Below are 26,789 nucleotides of genomic sequence, written 5' to 3' on the forward strand. Positions count from 1 at the left end.
CTAACCCAGGGCGGCGCGGCCCACCGCACCCGCCGCCGCACGGGCCGCCGGCGAGGTCGCGAGATAGTCGACGGCCTTGCGCAGGGAGCCCTCCTGCGAGGGATGGTACGACCGGCGGAAGTAGCGGGGTATGGCCGAGCCCAACTCCTTCCAGGTCGGCAGCAGGCCGCGGCGTACGGCCCGGTTGTGCTCGCCCAGCGAATAGCGCAGCCGGCCGGCGAGCTGGGGATCGTGCCGGATCAGATAGGAGGCGCCCCACACCCACAGCCAGATCAGCACCGGGGCCACGACCGCCATGCCTTCCAGGCGCCGGACGTAGCGGGGCAGGCCCGTGCCGCCGCAGTGCTGGTACATGTCGAAGGCGACCGCCCGGTGTTCGACCTCCTCCGCGCCGTGCCAGCGCAGCAGATCCAGCATGACCGGATCGGACCCGGCCCGGTCCAGCTCCTCGGCGTGCAGCACCCAGTCGCCCAGCACCGCCGTGAACTGCTCGATCGCGGCGATCAGCGAGAGCCGGAAGCGCAGCCACTCCTGGGTCGGTATCGGTGCCCCGAGCGGTGGCGTCTCGCCAAGGAGCTTCTCGAAGAGGAAGTCGACGTGCCGGGTGTAGGGCTCGGTGTCCAGACGCTGGTGCGCCAAGTGGTCGAGGACGTGGGCGTGTTGGACGCTGTGGGTGGCCTCCTGGCCCATGAACCCCTTGACGTCCTTGAGCAGCACCGGGTCGGCGACCAGCGGCAGGGCCTCCTTGAACACCTTCACGAACCAGCGCTCGCCCGCCGGAAGCAGCAGGTGCAGCACATTGATGACATGGGTTGCGGTGGGCTCGTCCGGAATCCAGTGCAGCGGGGTCTCGTCCCAGTCGAACGAGACGCGCCGCGGGGTTATCCGGTAGTGCTCCTCGCTCGTCGTGCCGTCCAGGCGCTCCGTGCTCACAGCGGCGGCTCCAATCGGGCGATCGCGCGCAGCGTCCTCGGCGCGAAGCGGGACATGAGGTGGGCGCCGCGGGCCTCGGGTGTCACCGGCACCACGGCCTGGTTCTTCACCACGGCACGCAGGATCGCCGAAGCGACCTTCTCCGGTGGGAAGTTGCGCATTCCGTACAGGCGGGAGGTCTTCTTCTGGAGGCGCTTCTCCTCCGCGGCGTCGGCCCCGGCGAAGTGCGTGGTCGACGTGATGTTGGTGTTGACCAGGCCGGGGCAGATCGCCGAGACCCCGATGCCCTGGCCGGCCAGCTCGGCGCGCAGGCACTCGCTGAGCATCAGCACCGCGGCCTTCGACGTGCTGTAGGCGGGCAGCGCACGTGAGGGCTGGTAGGCGGCGGCCGACGCGGTGTTGACGATGTGGCCGCCCTGGCCGCGCTCGGCCATCTGCTTGCCGAAGATCCGGCAGCCGTGGATGACGCCCCACAGATTGACGTCGAGGACCTTCTTCCAGTCCTCCGCCGTGGTGTCGAAGAAGGAGCCGGACAACCCGATGCCCGCGTTGTTGACCAGGACGTCCACGATGCCGTACTCGGTGGCCACCTTCTCGGCGAGCTTCTCCATCGCCTGCTCGTCGCTGACGTCGACCACCTCGCCCCAGGCCTCGGGGGCGCCGATGAGCCGGGACATCTCCGCGGTCCGTGCGGCACCCTCGGCGTCCCGGTCCACGGCGACGATCCGTGCCCCGGCCTCGGCGAACGCGAAGGCCGTGGCCCGGCCGATGCCGCTCGCCGCGCCCGTCACCAGGACCAGCCGGCCGCCGAACCGGTCGGCGTGCGGGCCGGTGGCGACGGCGTCCTTGGCCGGTATGCCGTCCTCGTTGGCGCGGACGAACTCACTGATCCAGATGGCCAGTTGGTCGGGCCTGGTACGCGGAATCCAGTGCTTGGCCGGGAGGGTGCGGCGGGTCAGCCGGGGCACCCAGTGCTCCAGTTCGGCGTACAGCTTGGGCGAGAGGAACACGTCGTCGAGCGGCGTGATCAGCTGGACCGGCACATGGGCGTAGGCGTCGGGGCGCGGGCGGCCGAGGCGGGCGCGGACGTTGTCCCGGTAGAGCCAGGCGCCGTGCGCCGCGTCCTGCGGCAGGGAGGCCGTGGGGTAGCCGCCGAGCGGTACGTTCTCCAGGCGCTGGAGCATCTTGGGCCACCGCTTGCCGAGCGGGCCGCGCCAGGCCAGCTCCGGCAGGACCGGCATGTGCAGCATGTACACGTACCAGGACTTGGCGCCCTGGCTGATGAGCTGGGCGGCCCTGCGTGGTGTGGGGCGGCTCATCCGGCTCTTGATCCAGTGGCCGAAGTGGTCGAGCGAGGGGCCCGACATGGAGGTGAAGGAGGCTATGCGGCCCTCCGTGCGCTCCACCGTCGCGAACTCCCAGCCCTGGACCGAGCCCCAGTCGTGGCCGACCAGGTGCACCGGCCGGTCCGGGCTGACCGCGTCCGCGACCGCCAGGAAGTCGTCCGTCAGCTTCTCCAGCGTGAATCCGCCGCGCAGCGGGGCCGGCGCCGTGGAGCGGCCGTGTCCGCGGACGTCGTACAGGACCACATGGAAGCGGTCGGCCAGGCGCTCGGCGACCTCGGACCACACCTCCTTGCTGTCCGGATAGCCGTGCACCAGCAGCACGGTGGGCCGCGCCGCGTCCCCCAGCTCCGCCACGCACAGCTCCACGCCGCCGGTGCGCACCCAGCGTTCGCGGGCTCCCTCGATGTTCACGCTCGTCACACTCACGCCGCCTTCTCCTCGGCCCAGCGCCGCACATGCGGCAGGTCGTCGTCCAGCCAGAACGCGCTCTGCTCGGGGTCCTTCGAGTCGGTGACGACGAGGATCTCCTCGAACTTCGCGCCCGTACCCCGGAATCCGAGGTGCGGCTCGACCGCCCACAGCCCCGGCCGGGGCGGGTGGTCGGAGAACTTGTACGGCGACCAGAGCGGCGACCAGCCGTCCCGGTGGCCGTGCAGCGCGTCGCCGGCCAGGCCCTTCAGCGCCTGGGTGCCGAACCCGAAGACGTTCGGCGACCAGCGGCGCTCCTTCACCTGGTCGATCTTGTGGGCGATCACGCCGAACGGATACGCCCGGTGCCGGTTGGCATAGCCCTGGCGGACCATGAGCCGGTCCACGTCCTCGTAGATCTCGCGCAGCGGCCGCTGCTCGCGCACCTCGCGCAGGATCAGGGCGCGGTGCGCCTCCAGGTCGGCGAGCAGCCGGTTGTGCACCGGGTTGAGGCCCAGACAGCCCGAATAACCGATGTCGGCGGTGTAGCCCCGGTAGACCGGGGCCATGTCGAGGATGAACGGCATCCCCGCCTCAAGGCGCCGGTTGGTGGGGAAGAACTGCAACGGTATGCGGAAGCCGGCGAACGCGGTGCGGTCGCCGAACCAGGCGAACGGCAGGTGGAACCAGTCCCGCACGCCCCGCTCGCGCAGCCAGTCCCGCTGCATCCGCGCGGCCTCCCGCTCGGTCACCCCCGGCTTGAGCTGGGCGGCCACCGCCTCCGCGCACTCGTACGCCAGGCTCTGCACTTCCCTGAACCCGCGCAGTCGCGTGTCGGGTCGAGCCTTCACTGCCGATGGCATCCGTCCACCCCTGTCGCCCTACGCGTGCGTAACTTGACACTGATGAATGTGACAATGCCCGGCGGCTGCGTCAAGGGCCCTGCGTCAGCCTGTGGACAACGGGCCGGTTGTGGACAACTCCGCCCCCCCAGGTCAGCGACCCCATCCGCCTCACGTACGGGTTCCCCTACGGGCGCGTACCTCTGGAGTCGGAGATGGATCCAGCCGTCTGGGCTGACGATTCGTGTGTCCTGCGCCACTACCGTCGATGACGTGACTGTGATCGCGACCGAAAGCCTGAGCAAGCGGTTCCCCCGGGTGACCGCGCTTGACCGGCTCTCGTTGGACATCGGCCCCGGCGTGACCGGGCTGGTGGGCGCCAACGGAGCCGGCAAGTCCACGTTGATCAAGATCCTTCTTGGTCTCTCGCCCGCCACGGAGGGCACCGCCGCCGTGCTCGGCCTCGACGTGGCCACCAGCGGCAGCGCCATCCGCGAGCGGGTGGGCTACATGCCGGAGCACGACTGCCTGCCACCCGACGTCTCGGCCACCGAGCTCGTCGTGCACATGGCGCGCATGTCGGGCCTGCCGGCCACCGCCGCCCGGGAGCGCACCGCCGACACCCTGCGCCACGTAGGGCTCTACGAGGAGCGCTACCGGCCCATCGGTGGCTACTCGACGGGCATGAAGCAGCGGGTCAAGCTCGCCCAAGCCCTCGTCCACGACCCACAGTTGGTGCTCCTCGACGAACCGACCAACGGCCTCGACCCGGTCGGCCGCGACGAGATGCTCGGCCTGATCCGCCGCATCCACACCGACTTCGGCATCTCGGTCCTGGTCACCTCGCACCTGTTGGGCGAGCTGGAGCGCACCTGTGACCACGTAGTGGTCATCGACGGCGGCCAGTTGCTGCGGTCCAGCTCCACCAGCGACTTCACCCAGACGACCACCACGCTGGCCGTCGAGGTCACCGACTCCGACAGCCACCCCGACGGCACCGAGGCGGTCCGCAAGGCCCTCACCGCGGCCGGGCTCTCGCTGCGCGCCGGAGTGGAGGACGGTCTGCCGGGCGCCGGCCACATCCTCCTCGTCGAGGCCACCGGCGAGGACAACTACGACACGGTCCGCGACACCGTGGCCGACCTCGGCCTCGGTCTCGTACGGATGGAACAGCGCCGTCACCACATCGCCGAGGTCTTCCAGACCCCGGCGCGGGAGCCGGTCTCCGAACGCGCCGCCGCATGGGCAGCCACCGCGGCCGGCGCCGAGCAGAAGGGAGCCGGTCGCGATGGCAACTGACAGCGCCCAGACCCAGATCCACAACATCGGCTACCGCGACTACGACGGGCCGCGGCTCGGCCGGGCCTATGCCCGCCGCTCGCTCTTCTCGCAGTCGCTGCGCGGCGCGTACGGGCTCGGCCGCAGCGCCAAGTCCAAGGTCCTGCCGATGATCCTGTTCGCGGTGATGTGCGTGCCCGCGGCCATCATGGTTGCGGTCGCCGTCACCACCAAGGCCAACGACATCCCGGTGCCGTACACGCGGTATGCCATCCTCATGCAGGCCGTCATCGGCCTGTTCATCGCGGCCCAGGCGCCCCAGACCGTGTCGCGCGACCTGCGGTTCAAGACGGTGCCGCTGTACTTCTCCCGGCCGATCGAGCGCGTCGACTACGTCCTGGCCAAGTTCGCCGCCATGGCATCGGCCCTGTTCATCATCACGGGCGCACCCCTGGTGGTCCTCTACATCGGCTCCCTGCTCGCCAAACTCGACTTCGCGGACCAGACCAAGGGGTTCGCCGAGGGGCTGGTCTCGGTGGCACTGCTCTCGCTCCTCTTCGCCGGCCTCGGCCTGGTCATCGCCGCGCTGACGCCGCGCCGCGGCTTCGGAGTGGCCGCCGTGATCGCCGTCCTCACGGTCTCCTACGGGGCCGTCTCCGCGGTCCAGGCCATCGCCTTCAACCAGGGCTCCCCCGGCGCGGTCCAGTGGCTCGGCCTGTTCTCGCCCATCACGCTCATCGACGGCGTACAGACCGCGTTCCTCGGCGCGAGCTCCAGCTTCCCGGGCGGCCACGGACCGGGATCCGGAACCGGATTGATCTACCTGCTCGTCGTTCTCGCGCTCATCTACGGCTCGTACGCCGTGCTGATGCGCCGCTACCGGAAGGTCGGGCTGTGACCACCCTCCACATCGACCACACCTCGCGCTGGTTCGGCAACGTGGTGGCGGTCAACGACGTCACCATGACGGTCGGCCCCGGCGTGACCGGACTGCTCGGCCCCAACGGCGCCGGGAAGTCCACCCTCATCAACATGATGGGCGGCTTCCTCGCCCCGTCCACGGGCACCGTGAAGCTCGACGGCGAGCAGATCTGGCGCAACGAGTCCGTGTACAAGAACATCGGCATCGTGCCCGAGCGCGAAGCCATGTACGACTTCCTCACGGGTCGCGAATTCGTCGTCGCCAACGCCGAGTTGCACGGGCTCGGCGCGCGCGAGGCCGGCCAGGCCCTGGCCACGGTCGAGATGGAGTACGCCCAGGACCGCAAGATCCAGACCTACAGCAAGGGCATGCGCCAGCGCGTCAAGATGGCGTCCGCCCTCGTCCACAACCCGTCGGTACTGCTGCTCGACGAGCCGTTCAACGGCATGGACCCGCGCCAGCGCATGCAACTCATGGACCTGCTACGGCGGATGGGGGCCGAGGGCCGCACGGTCCTGTTCTCCTCCCACATCCTCGAAGAGGTCGAGCAGCTCGCCTCGCACATCGAGGTCATCGTCGCCGGCCGGCACGCGGCCAGCGGGGACTTCCGCAAGATCCGCCGTCTCATGACGGACCGCCCGCACCGCTATCTGATCCGCTCCAGCGACGACCGAGCACTGGCCGCCGCCCTGATCGCCGACCCCTCGACCGCCGGTATCGAGGTGGACCTCAAGGAGGGCGCGCTGCGCATCCAGGCCGTCGACTTCGGCCGGTTCACCGCGCTGCTGCCGCAAGTGGCCAAGGTGCACGGCATCCGCCTGCTGACGGTCTCGCCCTCCGACGAGTCCCTCGAATCCGTCTTCTCCTACCTCGTAGCGGCCTGAGCGCCTCCAGAAAGGAGCGGTGACGTTCCCATGTACAACCCGACCGTCGCCCGGCTCACCTACCGGGCCCTGCTCGGCCGCCGCCGGGCCGCCATCCTCTTCGTCCTGCCCGCCCTGCTCATCGTGATCTCGGTGGCCGTCCGCTCCTTCAGCGGCGCCGACGACCAGGTCACCGCCGATCTGCTCGGCAGCTTCGCGCTGGCCACGATGGTGCCGCTGATCGGTGTCATCGCCGGAACGGGCGCGATCGGTCCGGAGATCGACGACGGCTCGATCGTCTATCTGCTCGCGAAGCCGGTGAGGCGGTCGACGATCATCTTCACCAAGCTGATCGTCGCGATCGCCGTGACGATGGCCTTCTCCGCGATCCCCACGCTGATCGCCGGGTTCATCCTGAACGGCAACGGCCAACAGATCGCGATCGCCTACACGGTGGCCGCGCTCGTCGCCTCCATCGCGTACGCCGCGGTCTTCCTGCTGCTCGGCACCGTCACCCGGCACGCCGTGGTCTTCGGCTTGGTCTACGCGCTGGTCTGGGAGTCGCTGTTCGGCAGCCTGGTGCCCGGCGCGCGCACCCTGAGCGTGCAGCAGTGGTCGCTCGCCCTCGCCCAGCGGATCGGCGAGAACGGCGTGATCTCCTCCGACGTGGGCCTGCCGCTCGCGGTGATCCTGCTGGTGGGCGTGACCGCCGCGGCCACCTGGTACGCGGGCCAGAAGCTGCGCACCCTCAAGCTGGCCGGGGAGGAGTGACGGGGGTTTCCCCGGCCAAGAGCGGTGCCCGACGACAACTGGTCGTCGGACACCGCCCGTTGAGCAGCAGCGGCCGGTTGGGCTCGGCTGCCTCCGGCCGTCTGGGATCACCAGCAGCCGCGTGCGGCTACCTCCGGCGCCGTCGGCGCGGGTCCGGCGGCCGGGGGAGCCGGCGCTGGATGTCCGCGACGTCCTCGGCGAGATCGGTGAGCCGGATGCTCATCGCGCCCACCACGCGGTTGGTCGCGTCGAGCCGACGGTCCACCCCGTCCAGGCGGACATCGACGGCTTCGAGCCGTCGGTCCATCGTCTCCATGCGGAGATCCATCGACTCCAGCCGCACCGACATCCGCCGCAGCACAGGTCCCAGCTCCTGGAGCGCGGGCCCGATGTGGGCCATGGAGCCCTCCAGATCGGTGACCCTGTGCTCAAGGCCGTCGTAGCGGGGGTCGCTCGCGATGACGGTTCGAGCGGTCTCCTCGGTGTCGAGGAGGTAGGTGCGGACACAGCGGGCTACTTCGCTGTCGCGAAGGAGCATGGCTATGTTGAGGACGGTTCGACGGGTGAAGAGGCGGAGGTGGGCCCTGCCCTGTGGATAACTCGGGGCTCGGTCGTCCTTGGAAATGGCCAAGTTGGCCATTTCAAAGGCTTGCAGCTCAGCACCCTTGAGGGTACGAAGCCCATTGCTGTGCAGTTCGTCGCGGTGCCGCTTGACGGTGCTGTTGACGGCCTCTGCGGGCACCTGGAAGTACTGCGCGACACCCTCTGTGGACAAGTGGGTTCCGTCGGGTAGCAACCGCAACGCCCGGACCTTCTCCAGGACGTCGACGCGTCCCACGTGGTCGGCGCGCAGGGTGCGCGATTCCAGTAGAGCGACTTCGGATGGCATGGTCGGCCTTCCGTTCGTGGTCGGTGATGCATGACTTGGACGCCCTGTCCCCGGGCCGCAGGGGTGGAGGTCCGCTCATCTACGCCACTGACTCGATGACCGGTCCCTTGTACTGCGACCGGCAATCCCCGAATTCACGAAAGGTACGACGCCACTAACCCCAGTTGCCTCCACGCGCAGGGACAACGAGCGGACTTTCGTACAAGTCACGCATCCGGGGAACGCGTGTTGGGAACAAACGTTTCGCCCGGACCCGGCCGCCAAGCCGCCTGCCAAGCCGCCCGCTAGACCGTCCGATCCCGCGCCGCGAAGAGGCCCACCGCCAGGGCCGCCGCGCACACGCCGAGGACGAGGGCGATCGGGATCGTCCAGCCGCCCGTCGCCTGGTGGACCGCGCCCGCGGCCAAGGGCCCGACCGCGGCCAGGAGGTAGCCGACCGTCTGGGCCATGCCGGAGAGACGGGCGGCCGTCTGGGCGTCGCCCGAGCGCAGCACGATCATGGTGAGGGCCAGGCCGACCGCGCCGCCCTGCCCGATGCCGAGGACTCCCGCCCACAGCCAGGCCCCGCTGACCGGCGCGATCATCAGGCCCGCGTAGCCGGCCGCGACCAGGGAGGTGACCAGCACGATCAGGGGTCGCTGGCTGCGCATCCGGCCGGCCAGGAGCGGTACGGCGAAGGCGCCCGCCACCTGGATCAGGTTGTTGAAGGCGAAGATCACGCCTGCCGTGGAGCGGCTCATCCCATGGTCGGTGAAGATCGTCGGCATCCAGGCGATCAGCACGTACGACCAGAGCGACTGGAGGCCCATGAAGAGGGTGACCTGCCAGGCGAGAGCCGAGCGCCACACGCTCTTGCCAGTGGCACCGGAAGCGGAGCCGGGACCAGTACCGGAGCCGGACCGGGTGCTCGTGACCCGGACCTCATGTCCCGTACGTCCGCGGGCGATCAGCACCTGCGGCAGCCAGGCGACCGCCGCCAGGACCGCGAGCAGGGACCACACCGCGAGCGAGGCCTCCCAGCTGCCGCCGAAGGCCTTCTCCAGCGGCACCGAGGACGCGGCCACCAGGGTCGCGCCCGCGATCATCGCGCCGGTGTAGACCGATGTCATGGACGCGGCCCGGTCCGGGAAGTCCCGCTTGATCAGACCCGGCATCAGCACGTTGAGCAGGGCTATCGCCGTGCCGACGAGTACGCCGCCGCCGTACAGCGCCACCGTCGAGGGCGCCACCCGCACCAGGATGCCGACGGCCAGGAGGAGCAGGGCGAACAGCAGGACCGGTTCGCTCCCGAAGCGGCGGGCGAGCCACGGTGCGACCAGGGCGCCGAGCCCGAGGAAGAGCACGGGGACCGAGGTCACCAGGCTGCTCGCCGTCGAGGACAGGCCGAATGACTGGCTGATGTCGCTCACCAGCGGCGACACACTGGCCAGCGCCGCCCTCATGTTCAGCGACGCCAGGACGATCCCGATCAGGAGCACCACCGGATGCGCCAGCAGCGCCCGCCGCGCGGCGGCGCCCTGGGGTGAGGGCCGTACATCGGCCTCGGCATCGGGCAACAGCAGGTGATCGGTATCCGGGCGTGACAAAACAGGCACCTTTCTCGATGTCGGAGCTTGACCGTTGGGGAGGGAGGAAGGAAGGGAGGAAGGGAGGGAAGTGGACGCGGGGCGGCGGGCGGGGAGCCGCTGCCGGGCGGTGGTCGGCCGGCGGGGCTCAGGCCTCCCGCCGTGCCGCCACCGCCCGTACGGCCTTAAGCGGCTTGCGCAGGAGTTCGCGGACGGCGCGTTCCGCGGCCGCCGGGTCGCCGCTCTCGATCGCGTCGACCAGGCCTTCGTGGGTGTCGAGGTCGATCGGCGGCATCTCCTCGTCGCGCAGCGAGGTGATGAGGCTTTCGTGCACCTGTACCGAGAAGAACCGGTAGACCTCGATGAACGCCGGGTTGTGGGTGGCCTGCACCACGCCCAGGTGGAACGCCATGTCGGCGTCGGCGGCGCGGTCGCCGTGCTCGCGCAAGGTCTCCAGGGCGCCCCGCAACGCCACCAGGTCGGCGGTGTCCCGGCGTTCGGCGGCGAGCCGGGCGGCCTCGGCCTCCAAGGCGACGCGGAGTTCGAGTACGTCAAGGGTGTCGGCGGCGCGGATGCCCTGGAGGACGGCGGAAGGATCGGCCGTCGAGCGCACGAAGGTCCCGTTGCCCTGGCGGGATTCGAGCAGCCCCGCATGCACGAGGACGCGTACCGCCTCACGGACCGTGTTGCGGCCGACGGCCAGCTGCTCGGCGAGTTCGTGCTCCGTCGGAATGCGGTCGTCGACCGCCCACTCGCCATTGGTCAGCTGGGCTTTCAGCTGATCGACCACGGTGTCCACCAGGGACTGCCGTCCCGCCGTTCTGAGAGCCACGCCGCCCACACTCCATTCACCCGGTTGCCCAGTCATCCTACAACTGCGGCGCCGGCCCACTTCACCGCGCCGGGACGGCTTTTCATGTGGTGCTCAGGGTTCCGGTCCATCATCTAGGGATGACGACCCTGCTCCACCGCGGCACCGAGCGCTCGCGGCCGGTCCGTTCCTGGGTGCGTTCCACACCCGGGACCCATATCTGGCTGCTGGCCATCGCGATCACCAGCCTCGTCATCCAGCTGTCCACGCAGGCCCTGGAACGCTTTCTGCTGCACCGCAACAGCAGCAACATCCACGAGCTGACCCGGCACCCCGTCCAATCCCTGTTCACCAGCGCGTTCTGGATCGAGAACCCGTCCTCGCTGCTGCTGTACCTGGTGATGTTCGAGGTCATCCACGGCACGGTGGAGCGCTGGCTCGGCACGCTGCGCTGGCTGTGCACGGTCGTGGTGGGGCATGTGGTGGCGACCCTGATCAGTCAGGAGTACGTCCTGTGGTCGATCCAGAACCAGCATCTGCCCAAGCGGCTCGCGCACGCCATGTCGCACGTCGTGGACATCGGGGTCAGTTACGGGCTGGCCGCGGCGGCGGGCATTCTCGTCTACCGGCTGCCCCGCCCCTGGCGCTGGCTCTACCTCGTGGGTGTGCTCGCGTTCTTCGGAATCCCGCTCGCCACCGGCGGTACGTACACCGACCTCGGCCATGTGACCGCGCTGCTCATCGGCTTCGCCTGCTGGCCGCTGACCCGGGGGGTGCCGGACCGTAATTCGTTGGCGCCCAACGGCCGTGCCGGGCACAGTGGTTGAGGCAACCGCGCACGCGAGGAGCGGCCCCGCCGCACGGGGGACGAGTCGGGGCGGGGCCGCGCGGGGCAGGCATCGGAGCAGCACCGACGGCTCCGACGGGCCGCCCGTGCGCGGTTGCCGGGGGCGGCCGCTTCGAGCGCGCGTCAGCGCGAGGCCGCCCCTCTGACATGGGTAAGGGGCGCCCGCAGTGGCGGACGCCCCTTACCCGTGCCCTGATCTGACCCTGATCTGATCAGCTTCGGCCGAGCAGCTGTTCCAGGACCACGGCGATGCCGTCGTCGTCGTTGGACGCGGTGATCTCGTGCGCCACGGCCTTCAGTTCGTCGTGGGCGTTGGCCATCGCCACCCCGTGCTGGGCCCAGCCGAACATCGGGATGTCGTTCGGCATGTCCCCGAACGCGATCGTGTCCGCTGCCTTGCAGCCGAGCCGGCGCGCGGCGAGCGAGAGCCCGGTCGCCTTGCTCAGGCCGAGCGGAAGCAGTTCCACGACGCCGGCTCCGGCCATGACCACGTCCACCAGGCTGCCGACGACCTGGCGGGTGATCTTCGCCAGGGCGTCGTCGTCGTACCCGGGATGCTGGATGTAGACCTTGTTCAGGGGGGCCGACCACAGCTCGGTGAGGTCCTCGAAGGAGCGGACCGGGAGCGGGCCCTCCTGGACCTGGTAGCCGGGGCCGACCAGGACGTCGCCGTCGATGCCGTCGCGGCTCGCGGCGAGCGCGAGCGGGCCGATCTCGGCCTCGATCTTGGACAGGGCGAGCCCGGCGAGCTGGCGGTCCAGGGTGACCGAGGTCAGCAGCCGGTGTTCGCCGGCGTGGTAGACCTGCGCGCCCTGGCCGCAGACGGCGAGCCCGTCGTAGCCGAGGTCGTCGAGGATGTGACGCGTCCAGGGGACCGCCCGGCCGGTCACCACGATGTGCGCGGCGCCGGCCGCCGTGGCGGCGGCCAGCGCGTCGCGGGTGCGCTGCGAGACCGATCCGTCGGTGCGCAGCAGCGTCCCGTCCAGGTCGGTCGCGATCAGCTTGTACGGGAACGGGCGCCCCACGGCGGTACTCACTTGGCGATCGGCTCCAGGAACTCCCGGCCGCCCAGATACGGCCGGAGCACGGCCGGGACGCGCACGGTGCCGTCGGCCTGCTGGTGGTTCTCCAGGATCGCCACGATGGTGCGCGGGACCGCGCAGAGCGTGCCGTTCAGGGTGGACAGCGGGGCGACCTTGCTCTTGCCGTCGCTGTTGTCACGCATGCGGACCGACAGGCGGCGGGCCTGGAAGCCGTCGCAGTTGGAGGCCGAGGTCAGCTCGCGGTACTTGCCCTGGGTGGGGATCCAGGCCTCGCAGTCGAACTTGCGCGAGGCCGAGGAGCCGAGGTCACCGGTGGCGACGTCGATGACCTGGAAGGGCAGTTCGAGGGCGGTCAGCCACTGCTTCTCCCAGTCCAGGAGCCGCTTGTGCTCGTTCTCGGCGTCGTCCGGGTGGACGTAGGAGAACATCTCGACCTTGTCGAACTGGTGCACCCGGAAGATGCCCCGGGTGTCCTTGCCGTACGTTCCGGCCTCGCGGCGGAAGCAGGGGGAGAAGCCGGCGTAGCGCAGCGGCAGCTTGTCCGCGTCGATGATCTCGTCCATGTGGTAGGCCGCGAGCGGGACCTCGGAGGTGCCGACCAGGTAGTAGTCGTCCTTCTCCAGGTGGTACACGTTCTCGGCGGCCTGGCCGAGGAAGCCGGTGCCTTCCATGGCGCGCGGGCGGACCAGGGCGGGCGTCAGCATCGGGATGAACCCGGCCTCGGTGGCCTGGGCGATCGCGGCGTTGACGAGGGCGAGCTCCAGGAGCGCGCCGACACCGGTCAGGTAGTAGAAGCGCGAGCCGGACACCTTGGCGCCGCGCTCGACGTCGATGGCGCCGAGCGCCTCGCCGAGCTCCAGGTGGTCCTTGGGCTCGAAGCCCTCGGCGCCGAAGTCGCGGATGGTGCCGTGGGTCTCCAGGACGACGAAGTCCTCCTCACCGCCGACCGGCACGTCCGTGTGGACGATGTTGCCGAGCTGGAGGAGCAGGTGCTTGGCGCGCTCGTCGGCGTCGTTCTGCGCGGCCTCGGCGGCCTTGACGTCGCTCTTGAGCTGCTCGGCCTTCTTCAGGAGCTCGGTGCGCTCGTCCGGCGTGGCCTTGGGGATGAGCTTGCCGAGCGACTTCTGCTCGGAGCGCAGCTCGTCGAAGCGGAGGCCCGAGGACCTGCGCAGCTCGTCGGCGGAGAGCAGGGCGTCGACGAGGGCGACGTCCTCTCCACGGGCGCGCTGGGAGGCGCGAACACGGTCGGGGTCCTCACGGAGCAGGCGAAGGTCAATCACCCCTCCAGGCTACCGGTGTGCGCTCCTTGCACCCCACCGGTATATCCGGTGCGCCCATCGCGCGCGTGTCGCTTTGTCCGTATTGACCGGATTGGGAAACCTGGCCGTGGAATTCCCGGGCCGTCGGTCGGCAGGCGTCAAGGAAATCGGCGCTATTGCCCGGAAAGGGGCGCCTGTCGGACCGTCGTTGACCGACTCCCTTGCCGTGCACCGGACTTGTCCACAGAAGTGCACAGCGCCGGATACTTATCCACAGGCTGTGTGGAGTGTCTGTGGACTGCGGAAGAGATCATTCCGAAAGCCGCATGCGGGACCCAGGATTCCCCTCCCAAACCCGCTCCACACACTCATTCGGGTGGGAATTGCTCGCTCTAAAGAGTTGATCAATGTAATTGAGGTGACAGAGGATGTCCTGTCGCCCTGTGGACCGATGTGGCGTCACTAGAGGGATTTGTCGACTGTGTCCGGTTGTGTTGTCGACTTACCCACAGGTCGAGAAGCAGGCCTGTGGATAACTTTGTGGACAGCGAAAATCAGCAGGTAGGACCGGTCGTCGGGCAGTGCGGGGCCTGGGGACGACCGTCCCGTCGCCTCCGTCGACTGCTGCTGTGGCACCCCAGTCGAGCGCCGTTGCGCGAACCCGTGCCGAGCGCCGTTACACGGACCCGCGCCGAGCACTCGCACGCACCCGCGCCGAGCGGTCCTACGCGCGCCCGTCCTGGCAGCGGGCCAGCCACTCCGCCGCCTCCACGAACTCTGCGTCCGAGGTGCCCGGCCGCAGCGCCCGTACGTCGTCGAGCGTCATCTCCGCCCTCGGGTACGAGCCGAGGAAGCGCACCTCGGGGCAGATCCGCCGGAGCCCCATCAGTGCCTCCCCCACCCTGCGGTCCGCGATGTGGCCCTCGGCGTCGATGGCGAAGCAGTAGTTGCCGATGCCCTGGCCGGTGGGCCGGGACTGGAGCAGCATCAGGTTGACCCCGCGCACCGAGAACTCCTGGAGCAGTTCGAGCAGGGCGCCGGGGTGGTCGTCGCGCTGCCACAGGACGACCGAGGTCTTGTCCGCGCCGGTCGGCGCCGCCGGGCGGGCCGGGCGGCCGACGAGCACGAAGCGGGTCTGGGCGTTGACCGCGTCGTGGATCTCGGTGATCAGCGGCTCAAGGCCGTAGGTCGCCGCCGCGAACTCGCCCGCGAACGCCGCGTCGTAGCGGCCCTCCTGGACCAGGCGGGCGCCGTCCGCGTTGGAGGCGGAGGACTCCCAGAGCGCCTCGGGCAGGTTCGCCTTCAGCCAGTTGCGGACCTGGGGCTGGGCGGCCGGGTGCGCGGTGACGGTCTTGATGTCGGCGAGCGTCGTGCCCGGGCGCACGAGCAGCGCGAACTTGATGGAGAGCAGTACCTCGCGGTAGATCATCAGCGGTTCGCCCGAGACCAGCGCGTCCAGGGTGGCGGTGATGCCGCCCTCCACCGAGTTCTCGATCGGGACCAGGGCCGCGGCCGCCTCCCCGCTGCGGACCGCGTCCAGGGCGGCCGGCACGGACACCATCGGGACCAGTTCACGGGTGGCGGCCTCGGGGAGCGTGCGCAGGGCGGCCTCGGTGAACGTGCCCTCGGGACCCAGATAGGTGTATCGCGTGGCGGACATGCACGTCACACTAATGGCCCGAAGTCACGGGCACCCACCGCTCCCCGCGAGCGTCCCACCGGGCGGCCCCGCCCGCCGGACCGGCCGACCGCGCCCGCTCGGTGTCCCGGCCCGGCCGTCACGACTCCAGAAGCCGCTGGCCCACGTACTCGCCGGCCCGCGGCCCGCCCGGCACCGCGAACAGGCCGCTCGACTCGTGCCGCAGGAACGCGGAGAGCGCGTCCCCGCGGTCGAGCTTGCGCTGGACCGGTACGAAGCCCTTGAGCGGGTCGGCCTGCCAGGCGACGAAGAGCAGTCCCGCGTCGGGGGTGCCGTCCGCGGCGATGCCGTCGTGGAAGGAGAAAGCGCGCCGCAGCATGGCCGCGCCGCCGTTCTGTTCGGGGGCGGCGATGCGGGCGTGGGCGTTCAGCGCGATGACCGGTTTGCCGTCCGGACCGAACTTGTCGAGCTGCATCTTCGTCGTCTCGGAACCGCCCGAAAGAGGTGCGCCGTTCGACTTCTTGCGGCCGACCGCCTGCTCCTGTTCGGTCAGCGGCAGCTTCTCCCAGGTGTCGAGCAGCATCCGGATGCGGCGTACGACGGCGTACGAGCCGCCCGCCATCCACGCCGGCTGTGCGGTGTCGGGGACGAAGATGCGCTGGTCGAAGTCGGCGTCGGTGGGCTTGGGGTTGTTGGTGCCGTCGATCTGGCCCATCAGGTTGCGGGCGGTCAGGGGCTTCGCGGTGGCGCCCGGCGTGCGGTTGAAGCCGTTCATCTGCCAGCGCACCTTGGCCGCCGAACCGGCGTCCTGCTGGATCGCGCGCAGTGCGTGGAAGGCGACCAGCGCGTCGTCGGCGCCGATCTGCACCCACAGGTCGCCGTTCGAGCGCTGGGCGTCCAGTTGGTCGGAGGAGAAGTCGGGCAGCGGGTCCAGCTGGCTGGGGCGCCGGTCGGTCAGCTGCGTACGGTCGAAGAAGCTGTGGCCGAAGCCGAAGGTGACGGTCAGCGAGGAGGGACCGGCGTCCAGGGCGACGCCGGTGTCGGCGCTGCCCGTGGGCTCGCCCGCCATCAGGGCCCGGGCCGTGGCCGACCAGCGCCGCATCAGGGCGGCGGCCTCCTTGCGTCCGGCGCCGGGGGCGAGGTCGAAGGCGATGAGATGGCCGGTGGACTGAAGCGGAGTGGTGATCCCCGCTTGATGTTTCCCGTGAAACATCACCTCCGTGGAACCGACCGAGGCCAACGGGCTGGTGTCGTCGGGGCCTTCGACGGCCGCGTAGGCCGCGGCCCCGCCCGCCGCACCGAGCGCCAGACCGCCGACGCCGACCGCGCCCACGGTGCCGAGCAGCTTGCGCCGGGAGATGTCGGGGCCGCCGGACTCGGGGGAGGCGTCCCGGGTCCGCGCGGCGTTCTCGGCGTTCTTGGTCTCGCTCATGTCAGTTCAACGTCCCGCTCATGTCAGTCGACTCAGCCGATCTTGACGTTCTTGTCCACGGTGGTCTCGTCGATCTCGGAGGTGCGTACGGTCACCGAGATCTGCCAGTCGCCCGCCATCGGGAGCTGTACGCCGCTCGCGCTCCAGTGTCCGGTGGTGACGTGGTCGGGCACGACGGGCAGCGGGCCGACCGACTTCGCGGCGAGGGTGAAGGCGACCTTCACCTCGGGCGCGTCCTTGGGCTTGCCGGCCGGGTCCTGGAGATAGATGTGCAGGTCGTTGGCGCCGGTGCGACCCGGGTCGAGGGTGAGCTCCACGGTGCCCTTGCCGTTCTGGCCGCCGGTGTCGAAGGGCAGCCGGATGTCGACCGGCCGGTCCGCGACGGCGACCTGGGAGCCGGCCTTCGCCCGGTCCACGGCCTGCTGGGTGCGGGCGGGCTCGGTCTGGGTCAGCACGGTGGTGACGGCGAGCAGCACCACGGCGACGCCGGCTTCGGCGAGCACGGTGCGGCGCAGCCCGGTCCGCTCCGGGTCGGCGTCGCGGATCCGCTTCTCGCGGGCGGTGCTCATCGCGGCCTGCTGGCGCGCGAGTTGGGCGGCCCGCTTGGTGTCCTTGCCGTCGTCGGGCACGGTGACGGGCTCGGGCTCGGCTTCGCCGGACCGCTGCTCGACGATGGAGGCGGCCTCGGCCTCCGGGGCGGTGTGCTCGGACAGGCGCGCGGTCCAGCGGCGCGATACGGAGGCCGTGGCGACCAGGACGGCCACCAGGCCGACCTTGACGAGCAGCAGCTGACCGTAGGCGGTGTCGACGAGCGCGGACCAGGTGCCGACCTGCCGCCAGGACTGGTAGACACCGGTCGCGGCGAGGACGGCCACGCTCCAGAACGCGATGCGCGAGAAGCGCAGGACGGCCGCGCGTTCGATGCCGGGGGCGCGGAAGAGGACGACGAGCAGGGTGGTGAGGCCGCCGAGCCAGGTCGCCACGGCCAGCAGGTGCAGGACGTCGACGGGCATGGCGATGCCGGGTTGCAGGCCCGTGGAGGCGTGCTCGGCGAGCGCCCAGGTGGCCGCGAGTCCGGCGGCGACGACGGTCCCGCCGATGGCCAGGCCGAAGGTGAGGTCCTTCTTCTCGGCCTCGTCCTCCCGTTTGGCGTACGCGCCGAACAGGACGGAGACGAACAGCGCGGCGGCGCCGAGCAGCAGCAGCCGGGAGATGAGCGCCGCGCCCGGCTTGGTCTCCAGGACGGCCCGCAGCCCGTTCAGGTCGAAGGCGTCGGAGAGTTTCCCGGAGCCCGTGTAGGGGGTGCGCAGCAGCAGCATCGCGAGGGTGGCCGCGGTCATGGTGAGCCAGCCGCCGACGACGACGCGCTGCACCGGACCGACCGTGGCGCCGCGCCGCCAGCAGGCGAGCACGAAGGCCGCGCCGCCGGTGAGCAGCACGAAGCCGGCGTACGCCGCGTACCGCGCGATGCCGTACAGGACGCCGACGAGGCCGCCGCCCACCTCCTGGCTGGGGACGACCGCGGCGGTCGCGGAGGGGGCGCCGATGGAGAAGGTGAAGGCGCCGGACACGGGGTGGCTGTCGGCGGAGATCGCCTGCCAGGCCACCGTGTAGGTGCCGTTGGGGAGGCCGGTCCGCAGCCGGACGCCGTACTTGACGATGTCCCCGCTGCACAGGTTGACCAGTTCGGCGGTGTCGGAGCGCTTGCCGGTGGGGTCCAGGACCCGGATGGAGTTGGCGTCCAGGGCGACGCCCTCGGAGAAGGTGAGGGAGACCTGGGCCGGGGCGGTCGCGACCACCGCCCCGTCCTTCGGGTCGCTACCCGTCAGTGCGGCGTGCGCGGACGCGGGCACGGCGCCCGCGAGGAGCGCGCCGAGCAGCGCCACCGTGACGAGGAGCAGCCGGGTCAGGCTGCGGCGCGTCAGGGTGTGAAGGGGTGGGGCGGTGGCCGTCATGTCAGTCCCTCAAGTCCCTCTGGATGCCTCAGTGGTGCTTCGGGTTGTAGGTCGCTTCCTTGACCGGCAGGTCGACCTTGACCGGGTCGGCCTTCTCGAAGTGCAGCTCGACGGTGACCTTCTGGCCCTGCTTCGGCTTCGTCTTGAGCCCCATGAACATGATGTGGTTGCCGCCGCGCTCCAGGTCCAGCTCGCCGTTCGCGGGGATGTCGAAGGACTTCACCTCCTGCATCTTCTGGTCCTTCGTCTCGTGGATCGTGATGTCGTCCGACAGGTCGCTGGTGACCTTGGTGAGCTTGTCGGCGGTCTTGCTGTCGTTCTTGACGACGAGGAAGCCGCCGGCCATGTCGCTGGTCGGCTGCGGCATGAACGCATCGCTCACCTGGAGCTTCGGCTTGGCATCCGCGCTGTCGGAGCAGCCCGCGAGGGCCAGCCCGGCGGACAGGGCTATGACGGCGGCGACGGTCGGGCGGACGGCACGGGTGGTGCGGCGGTTCACGGGTTCTCCCCCTTGATGATCTTCGGCAGGTCCTTGGTGTAGTCGGCGACGGTGGCGTCCTCGCCGTACAGGACGTAGCCCTGGTCGGTCTTGGGGGAGAAGGCGATGACCTGGGCCCCGTGCATCGAGACGACCTTGCCGTCCTTGTCCTTGGTGGCCGGGTCGATGCCGATGCCGATCGAGCGGGCGCCCTTCTGGATGGTGGCGAAGTCGCCGGTCAGGCCGATGAAGGACGGGTCCTGGCCCTTGAGCCACTGGCCGAGCGAGGCGGGGGTGTCGCGGTCCGGGTCGGTCGTGACGAAGACGACCTGGAGCTTGTCCTGGTCGGCCTTGGGCAGCGACTTCTTGGCGACGGCGATGTTGCCCATGGTGAGCGGGCAGACGTCGGGGCAGTGGGTGTAGCCGAAGTAGATGAGCGTCGGCTTGCCCTTGGTCTCGGCGCGGAAGTCGAACTTCTTGCCGCTGGTGTCGGTGAGGACGAAGTCGGGCTTGGTGAACGGCCGGTCGAGCAGCGTCGCGGCCTGGGTCTTCGCCGAGGCGGACACGTCGGCGACGGGGCTCTTGGAGCCGCTGTCGCCGCTGCCGCCGCACGCGGTCAGGGTGAGCGCCGCCGCCGCAGCCAGAGCTGCGGCGGTCAGCGCGGTCTTGGTGCGCATGAGGTGATTTTCCGGTCTTTTCCGGTGGATGGGGTGCAGGTGCGGGGTGCGCGTTACGCGGAGCGGCGGCGTCCGGCGAATACGCCGAAGGCCACCCCGGCGACGCCGACGACGATGCCCACGACGGCGAGGATCCGGGCGGTGTTGTCGGTGTCCGACGACGAGGAGGACGAGGCCTGGGTCTTCTGGCCGGACGCGCTCTTGTTGTCGGCGGTGGGCGCCGCGTCGTCGTCCCCGCCGGCCGCGGCGGCGGTCAGCTGAAGGGTGGGAGCCGGGTTGGCGGGCTCGGGCGCGCCCTTCTTGGCCTCCTCGATCCAGCGCACGACCTCGTTGTTGTCGTACGTCTGGAGCGCCTTGAAGACGAGCTGGTCGGTGTCGGTGGGCAGTGAGCCGATGGACAGCGGGAACTTCTGGAACTGGCCGGACTCGATCGCCCCGCCGCTCCAGGTCACCTTGGTGACGGCCTCGTTGATCTGCTTGCCGTGCACGGTCAGGGGCTTGTCCAGCTTGGACTTGGTGACCTCGACGTTCCAGCCCGGGACCGGCTGCGGCATGACGGACGCCAGCGGGTGGTCGGTCGGGAAGTTGACCTCGACCTTGACCGTCTTGGCGTTGTCGCGCTCGTTGGGCACCTTGAAGTCGACGACGGCGTAACCGCCCTTGGCGGCCGCCCCCTCGGGCTGGACGGTGACGTGGGCGAAGGCCGTTCCCGAGAGCAGCAGGACGGAACCCGCCGCGATCGAGGAGACGACGGCGACACGGGTGCGCGAACGGGCAGCGTTCATGGCAGAGACACTCCAGTGAGCAGGAAGGGTGGGGACGTCCACCGCGCACGGGTGCACGGGGACCCGCGACACCACTCCTGCGGTACGTGAGGGGAGTGGGCCGCGTTCAGGCTGCGAGGGCGTACGCCGGGGGCGGGCCGCGCCTGATCACCGAGTGCTGAAGTGCCGCCCCGGGCAGGGGCAGCGCCGCGCGGGGATCCGTGCCGGCCGCGCGCGGGCGCCGGCCCGCGGCGGACAGGAGCCCGGCACACAGGGCCGCCGCGAAGGACAGGGCCCGGCGCAGGGAGCGTACGGAGGCGGCCTCGGCCGCGGTCGTGACGGACTCGGCGGCCAGTCGCACCGCCCCGAACAGGGCGGCCTCGCCGCGCCGCAGCAGCCAGCCGGTGGCGAGCGCCGCCAGCAGATGGCAGAGCAGCATGGGCAGCGTCGGCAGCAGCGAGGCGGCGAGCGACGCGGAGCCGGTGCCGGAACCGCTCGGGACCGGCATCATCCCGGCCATGTGGGACATGCCGGGCATCGCGGCATGGCCCGCGACCCGGGTGGGGTCGATGCCCGCGTCCGTGACGATGCGCCGGGCGTCCGCCGCGCTGAGCGGGGCGGCGCCGTTTCCGCAGAGCAGCTTGGCGGCGAACTGGACCACCGGGAGGTCCCCGGTGGACCCGGTGCCGGCGGCGGAGGCCGTGTGCTGGCCGACGCCGAACAGGGTGTGCAGGCCGAGCTGTCCGGCCGCGAGGGCGCCCGCGATCGGCGCGAGCGAACGCTCGCGCCCGGCGAGCGGTGCCACCACTGCGAACACCCCGAGGAAACCGGCGAGCAGTGTCCACCACGGGACGCTCGCACAGGCCGCCATGACGTGTCCCATCGCGGACAGCACGACGCAGACCGCGGCGAACACCGCGGCCCGGAGCAGCCGGAGACCGGCGCCTGCTGGGGCGTGGGGGGTAGACATGGCGGGGCCATCATCGCACTGCGCTTACCCGCTCCATACGGCAGGTCCGGAAGGTCGTCTTTGATACGGGGCGGGGGTTCCGGTGAAGCGGAGGGGAGGCGTCCGGGGTGCTTTACACCGGCGTGCGGGGCGCGTACATCCGCCGAATGGGCGCCATCACGTCAAGAGGTGGCTTACCAAGGGGTAGTTGCGGCAATACTGCGCCCGTAGAGAGAAGGCCTTGTCGAGCCGCAGCCAGGAGGCTGGAGCATGAGCATCTGGTGGTCTCTCCACTTGCGGCGCGAGGCTGCGAGCGTTCCGCTCGCCCGTCGTCTCCTGCTCGGCACGATGGAGACCGCCGGGGTCGATCCCGACATCTCCTACGACCTGTCGGTCGCCCTCAGCGAGGCGTGCGCCAACGCGGTCGAGCACGGCGGGGACCCGGTGCCGGACAGCGCGTCGGCGGCCTACCGGGTCACCGCCTACCTCGACGGCGAGAAGTGCCGCATCGAGGTCGCCGACTCGGGGCCGGGCTTTCCCGCGCGGCGCGGCCGGCGTCCCGCGCTCGCGGCCAGAACGGGCACCCTGGCCGAACACGGCAGGGGCCTCGGCCTCATCGAACAGCTCGCCGACCATGTGCACTTCAGGAACCGGCCCGGCCGGGGCGCGGTGGTCAGCTTCGACAAGATCCTGAAATGGCGCGAGGGCGCGCTGCTCAAGGTGTCCTGAGCGGCGCGCCCCCGGCGCTGACGGACGAGCCGGCCGACAAGAGCCGAATCAGGCCTGCTTGACCTGGGCCATCCACGCCTCGACCTCGTCCGAGCGGCGCGGCAGCGCGGCGGAGAGGTTATCGTTGCCGTCCTCGGTGACCAGGATGTCGTCCTCGATCCGGACGCCGATGCCGCGGTACTCCTCGGGCACGGTCAGGTCGTCGGCCTGGAAGTAGAGACCGGGCTCGACGGTCAGGCACATACCCGCCTCCAGGTCGCCGCCGACGTACGTCTCGGTGCGCGCGGCCGCGCAGTCGTGGACGTCCATGCCGAGCATGTGACCGGTGCCGTGCAGGGTCCAGCGGCGCTGGAGGCCGAGCTCCAGGACCTTGTCGACGTCCAGGTCGCCGAGCAGGCCCCACGAGACGAGCTTCTCGGCGAGCACGCGCTGGGCGGCGTCGTGGAAGTCGCGGTAGGGAGCGCCCGGCTTCACCGCCGCGATGCCCGCCTCCTGGGCCTCGTACACCGCGTCGTAGATCTTGCGCTGGAGCGGCGAGAAGGTGCCGTTGATCGGCAGGGTGCGCGTGATGTCGGCGGTGTAGAGCTCGTTGGTCTCCACGCCCGCGTCCAGGAGCAGCAGGTCGCCGGAGCGGACCTCGCCGTTGTTGCGCACCCAGTGCAGGGTGGTGGCGTGCGGGCCCGCGGCGCAGATCGAGCCGTAGCCGATGTCGTTGCCCTCGACGCGGGCGCGCAGGAAGAACGTTCCCTCGATGTAGCGCTCGCTGGTCGCCTCGGCCTTGTCGAGCACCTTGACGACGTCCTCGAAGCCGCGGGCGGTCGAGTCGCAGGCCTTCTGCAGCTCCGCGATCTCGAACGCGTCCTTCACCAGGCGCGCCTCGGACAGGTACACGCGCAGCTCTTCGTCGCGCTCGGCGGTGACCTTGTCGGTGAGCGCGGCTTCGATGGCCGCGTCGTGGCCCCGCACGTTGCGGACCGGACCGGTTGCCTCCGCGAGGGCCCCGGCCAGCTCGCGGACGTCCTTGGCGGGCAGCCCGAGCAGCTGCTCGGCCTCGGCCAGGGAGTGGCGGCGGCCGACCCACAGCTCGCCGGTGCCCGAAAGCCAGAACTCGCCGTTCTCGCGGTTGGAGCGGGGCAGCAGGTAGATCGTCGCCTCGTGCCCGTCCTCGGTGGGCTCCAGGACCAGGACGCCGTCCTCGGTCTGATCACCGGTGAGGTACGCGTACTCGGTGGAGGCGCGGAAGCTGTACTCGGTGTCGTTGGAGCGGGTCTTCAGGTTGCCCGCGGGGATCACCAGACGCTCGCCCGGGAAGCGCCGGGAGAGCGCGGCGCGACGGTCGGCGGTGTGGCCGGCCTGCGCGATCGGCTCCAGGCCGCGCAGCTCGGTGTCGGCCCAGCCGGACTTCATGTTCTCGGCCAGCTCGTCGGAGACGCCCGGGTACAGGCCGTTCTTCCGCTGCTGGATCGGCTTCTCGTCGGTGGTCTCTTCCGGGGTCGCCGGGGCGAGCTCCTCTGACACGTCTGCTCCTTGGTACGACACTGGGCCGCCTTCCATCGTACGGGTGTGCGGAAGGGGGTCCAGGGTCCTAGTGCCTCTTACCGGGGCGCAGGCGTGTCCCTAGGCGAAGCGGGCCGCGAGCATCACCACGTCCTCGGCGCCGTCCGCCTCGTCCAGGCCGTCCGGAAGGACCGTGCGCAGTACGTGGTCGAGCACGGCGTCCGGATCGTCGCGGATCGCCTTGGGGACGCTCGCCGCGGCCGCGTGCAGCCGGGCGAAGGCGCGGTCCATGGGCTCGCCGGTGCGGTGCAGCAGCCCGTCGGTGTAGAGCAGCACCGTTTCTCCGGGGTCGGGCGACAGCTCCACGCTGGGCGCCTCCCAGCAGGCCAGCATGCCGAGCGGCGCCGAGAGCGAGGTCTCCACGAACTCGGTGCGCCGGTCCCCGATGACCAGCGGCGGTGCGTGTCCGGCCCCGGCCAGGACGATCTTGCGCCGGGCGGGCTCGCAGTAGGCGAACAGGGCGGTCGCCGAGCGGGCCGGCTCGGTCAGGCGCAGCAGCAGTTCGAGGTCGGAGAGCACCGCGACCGGGTCCTCGCCCTCCATGACGGCGTACGCCCGCAGGCTGGCGCGCAGCCGGCCCATCGCGGCCACGGCGCTGGGCCCCGCGCCGGTGACGGAGCCGACCGCGAGGCCGAGCGCGCCCTCCGGAAGCGGCAGCGCGTCGTACCAGTCGCCGCCGCCGCGCGGCCCGGTGCGGTGGCGGGCGGCCAGCTGGACGCGGGCGACCCGGGGCAGCCGGCTGGGCAGCAGCTCCTCGGCGACGGTGGCCACATGGGTGCGGGCGCGCTCCAGCTCGATGAGCCGGGCCAGGTGTTCGGCCGCGTACCGGATGTAGAGGCCGGCCAGGTGCCGCTGGCGCTCGACGGGCTCCGCGCTCTCGTCGTACAGCCAGACGGCGGCGCCGAGCCGGCCCGCCGACTCGGCGGCGAGGGGCAGCGCGTAGCTGGCGGCGTAGCCCAGGCGGGCGGCGACCTCGCGGTGGCGGGGGTCGAGCCCGTCGCCCTCCGCCATGAGGTCGCAGCCGCCGTCGGCGCCGGGGAGGCCGTCGAGGATGCGGCCGTACGCGGTGACGCTGCGCGGCACGGTCTCGATGTGGCCGAGGTCGGCGTGGGCGAGCCCCAGGCCCTTGGTGACGGTCGGGCCGAGCCCGTCGGAGGGCTCCAGGACGACCAGGCCGCGGCGGGCGCCGACCAGGGCGGCGCCCGCCTTCAGGAGTTCGTCGAGGGCGTCGTCGAGGACGGTGGTGCGGGCGAGGCGCTCGGTGAGTTCGTGGAGCGTGGTGAGGTCGGAGACCCAGCCGGCGAGGCGGTCCTGGAGCACCGCGCCGGGCGGGGTGTGCGCGACGGGCGAGGGCAGCGGCGCATGAGTGTGCGCGGGGGGCGGAACGGCTGGATCGATTCCAGCCACTTTCGGCAGGTGAGGGGCGCTCATGGCAGCCGGCTTTCCGACTGGTCGATTCTGCGCAATAGCATCGCAAACCCCCATGTCATTCTGCGCCGCTATCAGTGCATCCACATGTACACGCACAAGTGAGGGGATGTCCAGCATTGTCATAGCGGGACTATTGGTGTCCGTGGGGCGTAGAAGTTGGCCAAAAAATGATCCTGGTGGCCCGGTGCTGGGGTCGACTGAGGCCGTTCAACTGTGCGTCGTTTCAACCGCGTTGGGTACGTAATCGGTGTGGTCCGGGGCAGTTGAGGGCGCCTCGGAACCTTGTGGTCGGCCTGAGCGTCTTAAGAGCCGTCCGGCCACGCCCCATCCCCGAGCGGCGGGGTTTTTGTACGCAGGACGGCAAGCGCCACGTACGCGCCACCCTTCGCCATGCTTTAAATGGTTACGGGCAGTGGCCGTCGCAGCCAGTGGTGACCGTCCGTGTTCGGTCCTGGCGGGTGCCCCGTACCGCAGGTTCACAGAGCGAGTACGCGCAGTGAAGAGATGCACACATGGTGTGATGTGGACTCGGCGTTCAACGGAAAGGAACGAGCGCTCATGCGCGAGATCCTCGGAAGGCGACGCAGGTTCCGGTTCCGGCGCAGTGAAAGGGCTGCTCAGCTCGGCGCCGCGCTGACCTGTGCGACCCAATGGAAATGGCCCGTGCTCCCCGGCGTGGGACTGGCCGCGGACGGGCGCGGCTGTGCCTGTCCCGACCCTGAATGCGTGGTGCCCGGGGCGCACCCCTTCGACCCCGTACTGCTCGCGGCGACCACCGACGAGCGCATGATCCGCTGGTGGTGGACGAACCGGCCGGACGCGCCGGTCCTGCTCGCCACCGGCGCCGGAGCACCCTGCGCGATCAGCCTCCCGGCCCTGGCCGGCGCCCGGGCGCTCGCCGCCCTGGACGCCATGGGCGTGCGGCTCGGCCCGGTCGTGGCGACACCCACCCGGTGGTCGCTCCTGGTGGCTCCGTACTCGATGGAGCGCCTGGGCGAACTGCTCTACTCCAAGGACTGGGTGCCCAGTTCGCTGCGGTTCCACAGCGAGGGCGGCTACTTGGTGCTGCCCCCGTCGCGGACCGGCAAGGGGCAGATCCGCTGGGAGCGTCCCGCGTCGGGATCCGGCGGGCCCTGGCTGCCGGATGTGGAGGCGGTGGTGGACGCGCTGGTCGAGGCGAGCACCAGCGCCCCGGACGGCGGGAGCCGGCTGGCGTACTGAGAGCGGGCGGGCCCGGAAACGAGCAGGCGGGAGCCGGGCCGCCCAATGAGCGAGAAGGCGGTCCGGTTCCCGGGCCGCCTTCACTCTTTCGGGTGCGAGCGGGCCCTGGTTGTACGGGAATTGGGCGTGCGCATCACGGGACGCCCGGTTTCCGTGGATATCTTCGGCCCACCATCAGGA

General features: G+C 70.7%; 24 protein-coding genes. 7 read left to right on the plus strand and 17 right to left on the minus strand.

Annotated features, from left to right (window positions below; translation table 11 throughout):
* Genes CG740_RS15320 through CG740_RS15330 form a run of 3 tightly spaced genes read right to left on the minus strand, consistent with a single transcriptional unit; the run spans window position 1 to window position 3,538 of the window.
* Window positions 1-933 (minus strand): metal-dependent hydrolase, encoded by a 933-nt coding sequence (locus tag CG740_RS15320; protein ID WP_234376266.1) that lies wholly within the window; start codon window positions 931-933, stop codon window positions 1-3.
* Window positions 930-2,690, minus strand: coding sequence for an SDR family oxidoreductase (locus tag CG740_RS15325; RefSeq protein WP_100575805.1), 1,761 nt, complete (start codon window positions 2,688-2,690; stop codon window positions 930-932). Before CG740_RS15325 ends, CG740_RS15320 begins: the two co-directional genes overlap by 4 nt.
* A gap of 11 nt (window positions 2,691-2,701) precedes the next feature.
* Entirely contained in the window at window positions 2,702-3,538 is an 837-nt protein-coding gene (locus CG740_RS15330) for a M24 family metallopeptidase (protein ID WP_376207730.1), read from the minus strand.
* A 270-nt stretch (window positions 3,539-3,808) separates the two neighbouring features.
* Here CG740_RS15330 and CG740_RS15335 point away from each other — a divergent pair, with 270 nt between their 5' ends.
* From CG740_RS15335 to CG740_RS15350, 4 genes are read left to right on the plus strand one after another with little or no spacing between them, the layout of a single operon-like run.
* Complete coding sequence (locus tag CG740_RS15335; RefSeq protein WP_100575680.1) at window positions 3,809-4,828, plus strand: ABC transporter ATP-binding protein; 1,020 nt, start codon at window positions 3,809-3,811, stop codon at window positions 4,826-4,828.
* Window positions 4,818-5,705 (plus strand): ABC transporter permease subunit, encoded by an 888-nt coding sequence (locus tag CG740_RS15340; protein ID WP_100575681.1) that lies wholly within the window; start codon window positions 4,818-4,820, stop codon window positions 5,703-5,705. The genes CG740_RS15335 and CG740_RS15340 overlap by 11 nt, the downstream gene beginning before the upstream one ends.
* The gene (locus tag CG740_RS15345; protein ID WP_100575682.1) at window positions 5,702-6,613 is read left to right on the plus strand and encodes an ABC transporter ATP-binding protein; all 912 of its coding nucleotides are present in this window, start codon (window positions 5,702-5,704) and stop codon (window positions 6,611-6,613) included. Before CG740_RS15340 ends, CG740_RS15345 begins: the two co-directional genes overlap by 4 nt.
* A gap of 30 nt (window positions 6,614-6,643) precedes the next feature.
* Window positions 6,644-7,363, plus strand: a complete 720-nt coding sequence (locus CG740_RS15350) for an ABC transporter permease (protein ID WP_100575683.1) — start codon at window positions 6,644-6,646, stop codon at window positions 7,361-7,363.
* A 127-nt stretch (window positions 7,364-7,490) separates the two neighbouring features.
* On the opposite strand, the gene CG740_RS15355 is transcribed toward CG740_RS15350, so the two are convergent.
* The 3 genes from CG740_RS15355 to CG740_RS15365 form a co-directional block, all read right to left on the minus strand.
* Window positions 7,491-8,252 carry a hypothetical protein gene (locus CG740_RS15355; RefSeq protein ID WP_100575684.1) on the minus strand — a complete coding sequence of 254 codons (762 nt, stop codon included), beginning with the start codon at window positions 8,250-8,252 and terminating at the stop codon, window positions 7,491-7,493.
* 284 nt (window positions 8,253-8,536) lie between these two features.
* Window positions 8,537-9,838, minus strand: coding sequence for a CynX/NimT family MFS transporter (locus CG740_RS15360; protein ID WP_100575685.1), 1,302 nt, complete (start codon window positions 9,836-9,838; stop codon window positions 8,537-8,539).
* Window positions 9,839-9,965: 127 nt separating this feature from the next.
* The gene (locus tag CG740_RS15365; RefSeq protein WP_100575806.1) at window positions 9,966-10,649 is read right to left on the minus strand and encodes a FadR/GntR family transcriptional regulator; all 684 of its coding nucleotides are present in this window, start codon (window positions 10,647-10,649) and stop codon (window positions 9,966-9,968) included.
* Between the two features lie 119 nt (window positions 10,650-10,768).
* Here CG740_RS15365 and CG740_RS15370 point away from each other — a divergent pair, with 119 nt between their 5' ends.
* Window positions 10,769-11,455, plus strand: coding sequence for a rhomboid-like protein (locus CG740_RS15370; RefSeq protein ID WP_100575686.1), 687 nt, complete (start codon window positions 10,769-10,771; stop codon window positions 11,453-11,455).
* A 232-nt stretch (window positions 11,456-11,687) separates the two neighbouring features.
* On the opposite strand, the gene CG740_RS15375 is transcribed toward CG740_RS15370, so the two are convergent.
* The 9 genes from CG740_RS15375 to CG740_RS15415 form a co-directional block, all read right to left on the minus strand.
* Window positions 11,688-12,512: an HAD family hydrolase gene (locus tag CG740_RS15375; RefSeq protein WP_100575687.1), complete on the minus strand. Its 825-nt coding sequence runs from the start codon at window positions 12,510-12,512 to the stop codon at window positions 11,688-11,690.
* Complete coding sequence (gene serS, locus CG740_RS15380) at window positions 12,509-13,798, minus strand: serine--tRNA ligase (protein ID WP_100575688.1); 1,290 nt, start codon at window positions 13,796-13,798, stop codon at window positions 12,509-12,511. The genes CG740_RS15375 and serS overlap by 4 nt, the downstream gene beginning before the upstream one ends.
* A gap of 703 nt (window positions 13,799-14,501) precedes the next feature.
* Window positions 14,502-15,437: a prephenate dehydratase gene (pheA, locus tag CG740_RS15385; RefSeq protein WP_100575689.1), complete on the minus strand. Its 936-nt coding sequence runs from the start codon at window positions 15,435-15,437 to the stop codon at window positions 14,502-14,504.
* A gap of 118 nt (window positions 15,438-15,555) precedes the next feature.
* Window positions 15,556-16,848 carry an iron uptake transporter deferrochelatase/peroxidase subunit gene (efeB, locus tag CG740_RS15390; RefSeq protein WP_100575690.1) on the minus strand — a complete coding sequence of 431 codons (1,293 nt, stop codon included), beginning with the start codon at window positions 16,846-16,848 and terminating at the stop codon, window positions 15,556-15,558.
* A 32-nt stretch (window positions 16,849-16,880) separates the two neighbouring features.
* Window positions 16,881-18,803, minus strand: a complete 1,923-nt coding sequence (locus CG740_RS15395) for a copper resistance CopC/CopD family protein (RefSeq protein WP_100575691.1) — start codon at window positions 18,801-18,803, stop codon at window positions 16,881-16,883.
* A 28-nt stretch (window positions 18,804-18,831) separates the two neighbouring features.
* Complete coding sequence (locus CG740_RS15400) at window positions 18,832-19,302, minus strand: copper chaperone PCu(A)C (RefSeq protein ID WP_100575692.1); 471 nt, start codon at window positions 19,300-19,302, stop codon at window positions 18,832-18,834.
* Window positions 19,299-19,958, minus strand: a complete 660-nt coding sequence (locus tag CG740_RS15405; protein WP_100575693.1) for an SCO family protein — start codon at window positions 19,956-19,958, stop codon at window positions 19,299-19,301. Before CG740_RS15405 ends, CG740_RS15400 begins: the two co-directional genes overlap by 4 nt.
* A 53-nt stretch (window positions 19,959-20,011) precedes the next feature.
* Window positions 20,012-20,743, minus strand: a complete 732-nt coding sequence (locus tag CG740_RS15410) for a YcnI family copper-binding membrane protein (RefSeq protein ID WP_100575694.1) — start codon at window positions 20,741-20,743, stop codon at window positions 20,012-20,014.
* A 106-nt stretch (window positions 20,744-20,849) separates the two neighbouring features.
* Window positions 20,850-21,692: a hypothetical protein gene (locus tag CG740_RS15415; RefSeq protein WP_100575695.1), complete on the minus strand. Its 843-nt coding sequence runs from the start codon at window positions 21,690-21,692 to the stop codon at window positions 20,850-20,852.
* A 249-nt stretch (window positions 21,693-21,941) separates the two neighbouring features.
* Between CG740_RS15415 and CG740_RS15420 the strand changes: the two genes are divergently transcribed.
* Window positions 21,942-22,400: an ATP-binding protein gene (locus tag CG740_RS15420; RefSeq protein ID WP_100575696.1), complete on the plus strand. Its 459-nt coding sequence runs from the start codon at window positions 21,942-21,944 to the stop codon at window positions 22,398-22,400.
* Between the two features lie 48 nt (window positions 22,401-22,448).
* Here CG740_RS15420 and CG740_RS15425 read toward each other — a convergent pair whose 3' ends face one another.
* Together CG740_RS15425 and CG740_RS15430 are read right to left on the minus strand one after the other, a co-directional pair.
* Window positions 22,449-23,918: an aminopeptidase P family protein gene (locus tag CG740_RS15425; RefSeq protein ID WP_100575697.1), complete on the minus strand. Its 1,470-nt coding sequence runs from the start codon at window positions 23,916-23,918 to the stop codon at window positions 22,449-22,451.
* 99 nt (window positions 23,919-24,017) lie between these two features.
* Window positions 24,018-25,505, minus strand: a complete 1,488-nt coding sequence (locus CG740_RS15430; RefSeq protein WP_100575698.1) for a PP2C family protein-serine/threonine phosphatase — start codon at window positions 25,503-25,505, stop codon at window positions 24,018-24,020.
* 441 nt (window positions 25,506-25,946) lie between these two features.
* On the opposite strand from CG740_RS15430, the gene CG740_RS15435 reads away from it, so the two are divergent.
* Window positions 25,947-26,609 (plus strand): bifunctional DNA primase/polymerase, encoded by a 663-nt coding sequence (locus CG740_RS15435; protein ID WP_100575699.1) that lies wholly within the window; start codon window positions 25,947-25,949, stop codon window positions 26,607-26,609.
* The last annotated feature ends 180 nt before the right edge of the window (window positions 26,610-26,789 follow it).

This window comes from Streptomyces sp. CB01201 (assembly GCF_002803085.1).
Taxonomy (GTDB): domain Bacteria; phylum Actinomycetota; class Actinomycetes; order Streptomycetales; family Streptomycetaceae; genus Streptomyces; species Streptomyces hundungensis.